Origin of the sequence: Escherichia sp. MOD1-EC6475 (assembly GCF_003046645.1) — a bacterium.
GTDB classification, from domain to species: domain Bacteria; phylum Pseudomonadota; class Gammaproteobacteria; order Enterobacterales; family Enterobacteriaceae; genus Escherichia; species Escherichia ruysiae.
This window is the reverse complement of sequence record NZ_PZKQ01000057.1, coordinates 1-10,693: the sequence shown is the minus strand read 5'-3', so window position 1 is coordinate 10,693 and position 10,693 is coordinate 1. Positions and strand designations below refer to the sequence as shown.

General features: G+C 52.3%; 11 protein-coding genes and 3 pseudogenes. 7 read left to right on the top strand and 7 right to left on the bottom strand.

Translation table 11 applies throughout. The features are described from left to right. Together A7589_RS23365 and A7589_RS23360 are read right to left on the bottom strand one after the other, a co-directional pair. On the bottom strand, positions 1–82 hold an 82-nt coding region (locus A7589_RS23365; protein WP_226478917.1), incomplete at its 3' end, for a hypothetical protein. Beyond that, positions 79–159, bottom strand: a pseudogene (locus tag A7589_RS23360) (hypothetical protein); the annotation flags it as partial. The gene A7589_RS23365 and the pseudogene A7589_RS23360, both read right to left, overlap by 4 nt. On the opposite strand from A7589_RS23360, the pseudogene A7589_RS18605 reads away from it, so the two are divergent. After that, a pseudogene (locus tag A7589_RS18605) lies at positions 147–1,052 on the top strand (IS3 family transposase); the annotation flags it as partial. The pseudogenes A7589_RS23360 and A7589_RS18605 overlap by 13 nt on opposite strands. Before the next feature lie 429 nt (positions 1,053–1,481). Here A7589_RS18605 and A7589_RS18600 read toward each other — a convergent pair. Beyond that, positions 1,482–3,035, bottom strand: coding sequence for an L-lactate permease (locus tag A7589_RS18600; RefSeq protein ID WP_000545263.1), 1,554 nt, complete (start codon positions 3,033–3,035; stop codon positions 1,482–1,484). 430 nt (positions 3,036–3,465) lie between these two features. Between A7589_RS18600 and dld the strand changes: the two genes are divergently transcribed. From dld to A7589_RS18580, 4 genes are all read left to right on the top strand, one after another. After that, complete coding sequence (dld, locus tag A7589_RS18595) at positions 3,466–5,163, top strand: D-lactate dehydrogenase (RefSeq protein ID WP_003033249.1); 1,698 nt, start codon at positions 3,466–3,468, stop codon at positions 5,161–5,163. Positions 5,164–5,237: 74 nt separating this feature from the next. Further along, positions 5,238–5,957 carry a (Fe-S)-binding protein gene (locus A7589_RS18590; protein ID WP_001102107.1) on the top strand — a complete coding sequence of 240 codons (720 nt, stop codon included), beginning with the start codon at positions 5,238–5,240 and terminating at the stop codon, positions 5,955–5,957. A 10-nt stretch (positions 5,958–5,967) separates the two neighbouring features. Then, a complete protein-coding gene (locus A7589_RS18585; protein ID WP_059239965.1) occupies positions 5,968–7,395 on the top strand; it encodes a LutB/LldF family L-lactate oxidation iron-sulfur protein in 1,428 nt (475 codons plus the stop codon). Beyond that, positions 7,388–8,083 (top strand): LutC/YkgG family protein, encoded by a 696-nt coding sequence (locus tag A7589_RS18580; RefSeq protein WP_000370412.1) that lies wholly within the window; start codon positions 7,388–7,390, stop codon positions 8,081–8,083. The genes A7589_RS18585 and A7589_RS18580 overlap by 8 nt, the downstream gene beginning before the upstream one ends. A gap of 49 nt (positions 8,084–8,132) precedes the next feature. On the opposite strand, the pseudogene A7589_RS18575 reads toward A7589_RS18580, so the two are convergent. Next, positions 8,133–8,513, bottom strand: a pseudogene (locus A7589_RS18575) (GntT/GntP/DsdX family permease); the annotation flags it as partial. 210 nt (positions 8,514–8,723) lie between these two features. On the opposite strand from A7589_RS18575, the gene A7589_RS18570 reads away from it, so the two are divergent. Beyond that, positions 8,724–9,035, top strand: a complete 312-nt coding sequence (locus A7589_RS18570) for a type II toxin-antitoxin system HigB family toxin (RefSeq protein ID WP_000558568.1) — start codon at positions 8,724–8,726, stop codon at positions 9,033–9,035. Then, complete coding sequence (locus tag A7589_RS18565; protein WP_000990392.1) at positions 9,032–9,451, top strand: helix-turn-helix domain-containing protein; 420 nt, start codon at positions 9,032–9,034, stop codon at positions 9,449–9,451. Before A7589_RS18570 ends, A7589_RS18565 begins: the two co-directional genes overlap by 4 nt. 36 nt (positions 9,452–9,487) lie before the next feature. Here A7589_RS18565 and A7589_RS23355 read toward each other — a convergent pair whose 3' ends face one another. From A7589_RS23355 to A7589_RS23350, 3 genes are all read right to left on the bottom strand, one after another. Then, complete coding sequence (locus tag A7589_RS23355; RefSeq protein ID WP_229218523.1) at positions 9,488–9,982, bottom strand: hypothetical protein; 495 nt, start codon at positions 9,980–9,982, stop codon at positions 9,488–9,490. A gap of 123 nt (positions 9,983–10,105) precedes the next feature. Further along, positions 10,106–10,492, bottom strand: a complete 387-nt coding sequence (locus tag A7589_RS22885; protein WP_133174898.1) for a hypothetical protein — start codon at positions 10,490–10,492, stop codon at positions 10,106–10,108. 122 nt (positions 10,493–10,614) lie between these two features. Continuing rightward, positions 10,615–10,693: hypothetical protein (locus A7589_RS23350; RefSeq protein ID WP_235613319.1), on the bottom strand; the 79-nt coding region annotated here is incomplete at its 5' end.

The window sequence follows — 10,693 nt, the reverse complement described above, 5'->3', positions numbered from 1 at the left end:
TCGCTATTTCACTGAAGCCTGTTCCGTTCTTCCATAGTTCAAAAACAGAGGCTTTTTCCTCTGCTGTAAATGTTCGTCTCATTCAAAAAACCTCCGCAACCCCATGTTTTCACATAACTGTTGCGTTGACCAATTGAATCTACAACCGCGCTCTTGATGTCAGACTCCCTGAACAGTTCTCGATAATCGGGAAACTCAGAGCGCATTATCCTGTGGTCACACTCTGCCATGTGTTCGGGGTTCATCGCAGCAGCTACAGATACTGGAAAAACCGTCCTGAAAAACCAGACGGCAGACGGGCTGTATTACGCAGTCAGGTACTTGAGCTACATGGCATCAGCCACGGTTCGGCCGGAGCAAGAAGCATCGCCACAATGGCAACCCGGAGAGGCTACCAGATGGGACGCTGGCTTGCTGGCAGGCTCATGAAAGAGCTGGGGCTGGTCAGCTGTCAGCAGCCGACTCACCGGTATAAACGTGGTGGTCATGAACATGTTGCTATCCCTAACTACCTTGAACGGCAGTTCGCCGTGACCGAGCCAAATCAGGTGTGGTGCGGTGATGTGACCTATATCTGGACGGGTAAGCGCTGGGCGTACCTCGCCGTTGTTCTCGACCTGTTCGCAAGAAAACCAGTGGGCTGGGCCATGTCGTTCTCGCCGGACAGCAGGCTCACCATGAAATCGCTGGAAATGGCATGGGAAACCCGTGGTAAGCCCGGCGGGGTGATGTTCCACAGCGATCAGGGCAGTCATTATACGAGCAGGCAGTTCCGGCAGTTATTGTGGCGATACCAGATCAGGCAGAGTATGAGCCGGCGCGGAAATTGCTGGGATAACAGCCCAATGGAACGCTTCTTCAGAAGTCTGAAGAACGAATGGGTGCCGGCGACGGGCTATGTAAGCTTCAGCGATGCAGCTCACGCAATAACGGACTATATCGTTGGATATTACAGCGCACAAAGACCGCACGAATATAACGGTGGGTTACCGCCAAACGAATCAGAAAACCGATACTGGAAAAACTCTAACGCGGTGGCCAGTTTTTGTTGACCACTTCAGTGGGTGGTGGTGTTAAGAGCATGCGGTCTGCGTAAGAGAAAGGGGTGAGCATTTTACGCTGCTGTTGCTGCCGGATGCGGCTCGCGCCTTATCCGGCCTATAAATGAGCGTGAAACGCAGGCCTACAAATGAGTGTGAAATGTAGGCCTGATAAGCGAAGCGCCATCAGGAATAAGTGCCAGGTATTACACGCGGAAGTAGCGTGGTGGAATCAACGCGGAAAAGGCGTCGAACTTCTTCACCATCTTTTTCCAGAACAACATAACAACAATCCTCGATTTGAAACATCGGCGCTATTTTAGTCAGCGCCGACAAATCGTAAAGCCTGTCGCCTTGTTCCGTTTCTGGGGTGGTATAAACCTTTTTGGTCACTGTGTCGTCAAATACGATTGCCGCGAATTTGACGGGGTTGACAATGGCTTACGCCATAAACCAGTAATAAAAGAGACCGACTTTCAGGCCAAGGATCACAATGTAGGCACAGCAGTATTTCATGGTGCCAGACATGATCTGATTGGCCTGACCGTCCATTTTGGTGGCAGAAACCGCGATGGCGATGCTTTGCGGCGAAATCATTTTGCCCCCCGTAGCGCCAGAGGTATTGGCCGCCGCCAGCCAGTTGGGATCGATATGTAACTTGCTGGCAGCTATGGTTTGCAGCTTGCCAAACAGAATGTTCGAGTTGGTATCGCTGCCGGTAACGAACGTGCCCAGCGCGCCAATCACCGGGGCGAGGAAGACGTACGAGCTGCCGGTCAGATCGACAATCGACTGCGCCAGTGTGGAGATAATCCCGCTGAGATCCATCACCGTGGCCAGCGCGACGATCGCCATAATTGCCACGATAGAGTTTTTAAGCTGGAAAATCGTTTTGATAAATACTTCCAGCATCCCGCGTGCGGACGCTCCCTGAATAAAACCGCCGATAATGGTCGCAAAGATAATCAGCATCCCTGGTGTGGTCACCCATTCAACTTTCAGTGCCATCGTTTTGCCGTCAGCCAACGTGAAATGCAGCACCGAAGCCAGTTGGGATGCCGCGCCTTTTATTGTCGGAAACAGCGGCGAACACAGCAGGATAAACACAAAAATAAACAGATAGATAGAGCCCACGCGGAACAACACTTTTGCCGAGCGCGGCGTGGTTTCGCGGGTATGGCTGACCTCAATGCGCCACTCTGGATCGGTTTTCCCTTTGCGCAGGCGACTGACCATCGCCACGGCAAACAGGCTGACCAGGCTACCGGCAAAAGCGGGTAATTCCGCGCCAAGATGGATGGCGACAAAATATTGCGGAATCAGCGTGGAAATGCCGCAAATCAACGTGATCAGAAATACGCCGCGAATGGCTTTCAGGCCACCGCCAATAATGCAGACAATCACAAACGGCAGCAGGATATTAAACAACGCGAGCTGCAAAATAATGGTTCCGCCTAAGGTATAAACCGGCAGATTAACCTGTTCAGCCAGAATAGAAACCGGGATCCCGACCGCGCCGAATGCGGTAGGAACTGTATTTGCCACGAGAGAGGCAATCGCCGCCTTCAACGGGTTGAATCCCAGCGCAATGAGAATGCCGATCGGAATAGCGACCGCCGTGCCATAGCCCGCTGCGGCTTCAAGAAATCCACCAAAACACCATGAAATCAGCAGCACCTGAATACGCTTATCTTCGCTAATGCTGGCGAGAATATCGCGCAAAATATCCAGCGCTTTGGTCGCCTGCATGACGTTATAACTGAAAATAGCGCCGAGGATCACAATCACGATCGGCCATAGTCCCTTCAGTGCGCCATACCCTATCGCGGCTTTCAAATTTTGTACGGGCATTTCCCAGAATATTGCCGATAGTGCAGCGGTGAATACCAAAGAGATCAGTACGGAATAATGGATGGGCATTTTTAATTTCAGTATTAAAAATACCATCAGCAGCAAAGGAGAGAGTGCCAGAGCAAACATTAAATATTCGTGCATTACAATTCCCGATTTACTTTTTTAGACTGAGCTATATTTATGGGGAAGGAAGCTACCTGAATAATAAAATAAAAAATGCTAACTGAATCGCTTCAGTGAAATAAAGTTATAAAGGTTAATAATTGTATAAATAATGTTATTTTTTTATTAAATATGAATAACCACTAAATATTACAACACCCATTAGAGTTAATCATTAATAGGTATGGGGTGATCTTTGCAATAAATAAGTGTTTTGGCATCCCCTCAAAGGGCGAGGTATGAATTATATGGCGGTGGTAATTTCATTAAAAAATGTGAGCGGTACCGAAAGAAATAAAATGGGGTATTGCATGTGGATATTGATTGAGGGAATATTCTGCTTTGTCATACAAATGAACTTATAGCCATTTTCACTGGCCCTGATATAAGGAGCGGAGAGCCGCCCTCCATGAAACATACTGATAATAAGACCTTTTTGACGACTCTTACCCAATTGGTTGGCCCTGCTCATATCCTCACCGAACCGTCAAAAACTGCGCGTTACCGTAAGGGATTCCGCTCGGGTCAGGGTGATGCTCTGGCGGTGGTTATCCCCGGCTCTTTGCTTGAACTCTGGAAAGTCCTCAGCGCCTGCGTTGAGGCTGATAAAATAATCCTGATGCAGGCGTCGAACACAGGCCTGACCGAGGGTTCGACGCCAAATGGTAATGACTACGACCGCGAGATCGTCATTATCAGCACGCTGCGGCTGGACAGTCTGCATGTGCTGGATGAGGGCAAGCAGGTGCTGGCTTATCCGGGCACCACGCTGTACTCGCTGGAAAGGGCGCTGAAGCCGTTTGGCCGTGAGCCGCATTCGGTGATCGGCTCTTCGTGCATCGGCGCGTCGGTTATCGGCGGTATCTGTAATAACTCGGGCGGTTCTCTGGTCCAGCGAGGCCCGGCTTACACCGAGATGTCGCTGTTTGCCCGCATTGATGAACAGGGACGCTTGCAGCTGGTCAATCACCTTGGCATTGAGCTAGGTCAGACGCCAGAGCAAATCCTTGCCCGGCTGGATAACAATGTGATTGAAGCCGCGCTCGTCAACCATGACGGGCGTCACGCGCACGATCACGACTATGTTAGCCGCGTGCGGGACATCAATGCCGACACGCCAGCACGTTACAACGCTGACCCGGATCGCCTGTTTGAATCCTCTGGCTGCGCGGGCAAGTTAGCGGTGTTTGCCGTACGTCTGGATACCTTTGAAGCCGAGAAGAACCAGCAGGTCTTTTATATCGGTACCAATCAGACTGATGTCCTGACTGAGATTCGCCGCCACATCCTGGCGAATTTTACAAACCTGCCGGTTGCTGGGGAGTATATGCACCGCGATATCTATGATATTGCAGAGAAATACAGCAAAGATACCTTCCTGATGATCGACAAACTTGGCACGGACAAAATGCCGTTCTTCTTCAACCTGAAGGGGCGTACCGAGGCCATACTTGAGAAGGTGAAGATCTTTCGCCCGCACTTTACTGACCGCGCGATGCAGGCTTTTAGCCATCTGTTCCCGAGCCATCTCCCGGCGCGGATGAAGACCTGGCGCGATAACTATGAACACCATCTGATGTTGAAAATGTCCGGCGAGGGTGTGGCCGAAGCCCAGGCATGGTTAACGGACTATTTTAAATCGGCCGAGGGCGCGTTCTTTACCTGTACCGCGGAAGAGGGCAGTAAGGCGTTTCTGCATCGTTTTGCCGCCGCGGGTGCTGCCATTCGTTATCAGGCCGTTCATTCTGACGAGGTTGAGGATATTCTCGCGCTGGATATTGCATTACGCCGCAATGATACCGAATGGTATGAGCATTTACCTGCGGAAATTGACAGTCAGTTGGTGCATAAACTCTATTACGGCCATTTTATGTGCCATGTATTCCATCAGGATTATATCGTTAAAAAAGGCGTAGATGCCCACGCGTTAAAAGAACAGATGCTGGAATTACTGCGCCAACGCGGAGCGCAATATCCGGCGGAACACAATGTCGGCCATCTGTATAAAGCGCCGGAAAATTTGGCACGTTTTTATCAGGAAAATGATCCGACCAACACTATGAACCCAGGTATTGGTAAAACCAGCAAACATAAAAACTGGGCATGAAATACGACTGAACTTTTGCTTGATATCGCGATATCAAGCGCAATAAACAGAAATAAAGCAATGGAGTAGTTATTGTGAATGTAAATTTCTTTGTTACCTGTATTGGTGACGCACTGAAATCACGGATGGCACGAGACTCCGTATTGCTGCTGGAAAAACTGGGTTGTCGCGTTAATTTCCCCGAGAAGCAAGGGTGTTGCGGCCAGCCAGCCATCAACAGCGGTTACATCAAAGAGGCGATCCCCGGGATGAAAAACCTGATCGCCGCGCTGGAAGACAACGACGATCCGATTATCTCCCCGGCGGGCTCCTGTACCTACGCGGTTAAAAGCTACCCGACGTATCTGGCCGATGAACCGGAATGGGCGCTACGTGCTGAGAAAGTTTCCGCGCGTATGCAGGATCTCACCTCCTTTATCGTCAACAAACTGGGCGTGGTGGACGTTGGCGCCAGCCTGCAGGGGCGCGCTGTGTATCATCCTTCCTGTAGCCTGACCCGCAAACTGGGGGTGAAGGAAGAGCCGCTCACGCTGCTGAAAAACGTGCGCGGACTGGAGCTGCTGACGTTTGCCGATCAGGACACCTGCTGCGGCTTTGGCGGAACGTTCTCGGTCAAGATGGCCGAAATATCCGGTGAGATGGTGAAAGAGAAAGTCTTACATCTGATGGATGCAAAGCCGGAATATTTGATTGGCGCAGACGTCAGCTGCCTGCTGAACATTGGCGGCCGACTGCAACGGGAAGGCCAGCCGGTCAAAGTGATGCATATTGCTGAAGTGCTGATGAGCCGCTGAGGGGAAAGAGATGTCGATAAAAACCAGCGATGTAGAATTTAAACTGCGCATTCGTCAGCAGATAGAAGATCCGATCATGCGCAAAGCCGTGGCTAATGCGCAGGAGCGTATCGGCGCAAATCGGCAAAAAATGGTCGATGAGTTAGGCCACTGGGAAGACTGGCGCGATCGTGCCAGCCAGATCCGCGATCACGTTCTGAGCAACCTCGACGCTTACCTGTATCAACTCTCCGAGAAAGTGACGGAAAACGGCGGGCACGTCTATTTCGCCAAAACCAAAGAAGATGCCACTCGCTACATTTTGCAGGTTGCGCAAAGTAAAAATGCGCAGAAGGTGGTGAAGTCCAAGTCGATGGTGACCGAAGAGATCGGCGTCAACCATGTGCTGCAGGATGCCGGAATCCAGGTGATCGAAACCGATCTCGGGGAATATATCCTGCAACTGGATCAGGATCCGCCTTCACACGTCGTGGTCCCGGCTATTCATAAAGATCGCTATCAGATCCGCCGCGTGCTGAACGAATGTCTGGGGTATGACGGCCCGGAAACCCCGGAAGCCATGACCTTGTTCATTCGTCAGAAGATCCGTGAGGATTTCCTCAGTGCCGAAATCGGTATTACCGGCTGTAACTTTGCCGTGGCGGAAACCGGCTCGGTGTGTCTGGTAACCAACGAAGGCAACGCGCGCATGTGCACCACGCTGCCGAAAACGCACATTGCGGTGATGGGCATGGAGCGTATCGCGCCGACCTTTGCCGAGGTGGATGTGCTGATCACCATGCTGGCGCGCAGCGCCGTGGGTGCACGTCTGACGGGCTACAACACCTGGCTGACCGGCCCGCGCGAGGCGGATAACGTTGACGGACCGGAAGAGTTCCATCTGGTGATTGTCGATAACGGTCGCTCGCAGGTGCTGGGCTCAGAGTTTCGCGATGTGCTGCGCTGCATCCGCTGCGGAGCCTGTATGAACACCTGTCCGGCGTACCGCCACATCGGCGGACACGGCTATGGCTCTATCTATCCTGGACCTATCGGCGCGGTGATTTCTCCGCTGCTCGGCGGCTATAAAGATTTTAAGGATCTGCCGTACGCCTGTTCTTTATGCACGGCCTGTGACAGCGTCTGCCCGGTGCGCATTCCGTTGTCAAAACTGATCCTGCGTCATCGCCGGGTGATGGCCGAGGAGGGCATTACGCCGAAAGCCGAGCGACGGGCGATCAGGATGTTCGCTTATGCCAATAGCCATCCGGGGCTGTGGAAAGTCGGGATGATGGCGGGCGCGCATGCGGCGAGCTGGTTTATCAATGGCGGCAAAACCCCGCTCAAGGTTGGCGCGATTGGTGACTGGATGGAGGCGCGCGATCTGCCTGATGCTGACGGCGAGAGCTTCCGCAGCTGGTTTAAGAAACATCAGGCGCAGGAGAAAAAGAATGGATAACCGTACCGCGTTTTTAAACACCATCGCCCAGGCGCTGGGTCGCCCGCTGCGTTTCGAACCGCAAGCAGATGCCGCGCCGGTTAACAACTATGCCAACGAGCGCCTGACCGAGCTTAGCCCGCAGCAGCGCTGCGATGCGTTTATCCAGTTTGCCAGCGAAGTGATGCTGGCCCGCTGCGAACTGACCAGCGAGGACCAGGCCGCAGACGCGGCGCTGCGCCTGTGCGAAGAATTGGGTCAGCAGCCGGTGGTGCTGAGCGGCGACAGCCGGCTGGTGGAGCTGGGTATCACCGAACGCTTGCAGCAGGAATGCAACGCCGTGGTTTGGGACCCAGCGCGAGGTAGCGAAAATATTACCCAGGCAGAACAGGCGAAAGTCGGCGTGGTGTATGCCGAATATGGCCTGACGGAGTCCGGCGGCGTGGTGCTGTTTTCCGCACCGGAGCGCGGGCGTTCCCTGAGCCTGTTGCCAGAGTCCTCGATTTTCGTGCTGCGTAAAAGCTCCATTCTGCCGCGCGTGGCGCAGCTGGCAGAAAAACTGCATCAGAAAGCACAGGCCGGTGAGCGTATGCCATCGTGCATTAATATCATCAGTGGACCCAGCTCGACGGCGGATATTGAACTTATCAAGGTGGTTGGGGTACATGGCCCGGTGAAGGCGGTGTATCTGATTATTGAGGATTGTTGAGACAGGATGGAAAACCGCTCTGGCGCTGTGGGCCAGAGCGGTATTAACGTTATGCAATCATGCTGATGATCAACATGATAATCAGGCCAACCACGGAGTTCACCAGCTCCAGCAGACCCCAGGTTTTCAGCGTATCCTTCACCGACAGGTCAAAGTAGCCTTTGAACAACCAGAATGAAGCATCGTTAATATGGGTCAGGGTGTTGGAGCCCGCCGCCGTTGCCAGTACCAGCAACACCGGGTCGACGCCGACCAGTTGACCGGTTGCCGGGTCGAGGATCGCTGCGCTAATAATCCCCGCCGCCGTCATGGCGGAGACCACGCCCTGACCCGTTGCCAGACGAATCAGCACGGTTATCAACCACGCCATGATGTAGGGAGAAATATTACCGTGCGACATCAGCATGCCGATGGTATCGCCGATGCCGGTAACCGGTGCGACTGTTACCGGCCTTGTGTCGTCTAACCATTCATCAAAACGGCCCATTCAGTGCCTCACTGACGGGGTTAATTTGCGTATGTGAGCACTGTATGGAGATTGTGAATTGCAGAGGCACTAATTATTTTCAGTTTCCAAATTGTCAACTCTGCGGGAGTGCGATATTATGATTCCAAGATGGAAACACAAGGAGAGCGAAGGATGCACGTTGTATCGAGAGCACCTTTCGATACAGCCACCAGGCAATTCCCCAATCAGGCAGCGGCACTAGACGACGTATACCGGACTTTGAAGAGAGAGAACTACACTTCACCGGACGAAATGAAAAAACGATTTGCCTCGCTGGACAGAATGAAATATCGGGAGAAGTGGTGGGTGATCGATGTTGGCGGTGGGAATTTAAGGGTGATGTTTTTTGCTGATTTTGAACGTGGGAAAATCTTTATAAAGCACATAACCACACACGCCGAATACGACAAGCTGACAGATTTTTACCGGAGAACTAAAGAATGATGTACACCGATGCTATCCAGGCGGCAAACAGCCTGGTTAGCATTGTCCCCCTCCTGGGGGGCAATGCCTCTCGCAAGGACTATGAAGACGCGCTAACGCTGGTTGAATACCTGGTTGAACACGAGCCAGATCATCCGCTGGTGGACATGCTGGTTGCGAAAATTGCCCAGTATGAAGATGAGGCGGAAGAGTTCGCAGAGTTCAACGACCGTATTGCAGCGTTACCAAGTGGCGTGGCCCTGCTGCGTGTCCTGATGGACCAGCACAAACTGACTCAGAGTGATTTTGAGGAAGAGATTGGTAAGAAATCGCTGGTGAGCCGCATCCTTAACGGGACTCGCTCACTAACACTAGATCACATGAAAGCACTTGCGCGGCGCTTCAACATTCCGCCCAGCTCATTCATGGACGCGTAAAACAGCCCCCTGACCGAAAGGTTGGGGGCTTTTGTATTAACCCCTGCCTTTGTTTTTCACGTAGTCCAGGAAGCGTTTCTCGGCATCCTGACGTGATACACCAGTCATTACCATCGCATCAATAAACGCCTGGCGTTCCACCTTGAAACGGTCGGCGAGCTGCTGCAGCAGCACCTTGTTTTTATCCTGCTCGGCTTTAAGCTTTTGCTGACTTTCTTCTGCCTTTGCCCGTTGTTTTTGCGTCATTTTCCGGGCTTTTAACAGTTTGTCGCTGAGGGTGCGTAGCTTTGTACTGTCTCGCGCAATCTGATTACCCAGCGCTTTCTGGCGGCGCTGGTATTTATCCCACTCCTGACGCATCGCCCCCTGGTTAGTCTGTGAGTTACGGTTCTTGTTGAATCTTTTCCGGTCTTCCTCAGTGAAATGCTTAGTAGTACGTCGTTTGTCGTCACCGAACCCTACACGTTTAGCAGCCTGCAGCATGGCCTGACCGATCCGCAATTGCCAGCTTGCCGACTGGAGTCGGGTCATTGCGTGGATCACGTGCTTACAGGCGATCCCTTTGAGATTAGGGTTACGGATTTTGGGGAAGGCATATTCTTTTGGCGGTGCCAGGGCAAAGTTACCGGCGGTCGCGATGTAGCGATACCAGTATTAATGACGACCACAATCACAATCGAAGGATACGCGACCGGCACACAGCTTTTTCGTCACTTTTACCGCGCTAGTCTCATCCCCCAGCTCATCAATCAGTGAATCCCATTCCTCAAAGCGCACTTTTACGCGGTGATGCTGGTCTTCGGAGCGATCTGAAGCCTCCACGCTGACTGTGACGACGTTATGTTTCAATGATGAAGGCACGGCGCGCTTAATGCCGGAACCGTCGTCTACGGCGTTGTTAGCACGTTTAACGTCGATCGCCTCACTTCCGGCTATGAGCTGGGCATAGGTGATCCCGGCTATGCCTGAATTGAACGTCTGTCGAATATCCTTGCGGCGACCTTCAAATGCCTTTAGGGAAGGTGCGAATAAGCAGGTCATTTCTTCCCAAGCTGACTCGCTGATTAAAATTTCGCGGATCTGGGCCGATTTTTTTCCCGCAAACACATCGAATCAGCCTATTTAGACCGTTTCTTCGCCATTTAAGGCGTTATCCCCAGTTTTTAGTGAGATCTCTCCCACTGACGTATCATTTGGTCCACCCGAAACAGGTTGGCCAGGGGGAATAACATCGCCAGTTGG

Bases quoted from the DNA above. Each gene is read 5' to 3' on its own strand.
- A7589_RS18600 (WP_000545263.1), bottom strand. From the start codon at position 3,035: ATGCACGAATATTTAATGTTTGCTCTGGCACTCTCTCCTTTGCTGCTG.
- dld (WP_003033249.1), top strand. From the start codon at position 3,466: ATGAAACATACTGATAATAAGACCTTTTTGACGACTCTTACCCAATTG.
- A7589_RS18585 (WP_059239965.1), top strand. From the start codon at position 5,968: ATGTCGATAAAAACCAGCGATGTAGAATTTAAACTGCGCATTCGTCAG.
- A7589_RS18580 (WP_000370412.1), top strand. From the start codon at position 7,388: ATGGATAACCGTACCGCGTTTTTAAACACCATCGCCCAGGCGCTGGGT.
- A7589_RS18570 (WP_000558568.1), top strand. From the start codon at position 8,724: ATGCACGTTGTATCGAGAGCACCTTTCGATACAGCCACCAGGCAATTC.
- A7589_RS18565 (WP_000990392.1), top strand. From the start codon at position 9,032: ATGATGTACACCGATGCTATCCAGGCGGCAAACAGCCTGGTTAGCATT.
- A7589_RS23355 (WP_229218523.1), bottom strand. From the start codon at position 9,982: ATGACCCGACTCCAGTCGGCAAGCTGGCAATTGCGGATCGGTCAGGCC.
- A7589_RS22885 (WP_133174898.1), bottom strand. From the start codon at position 10,492: ATGACCTGCTTATTCGCACCTTCCCTAAAGGCATTTGAAGGTCGCCGC.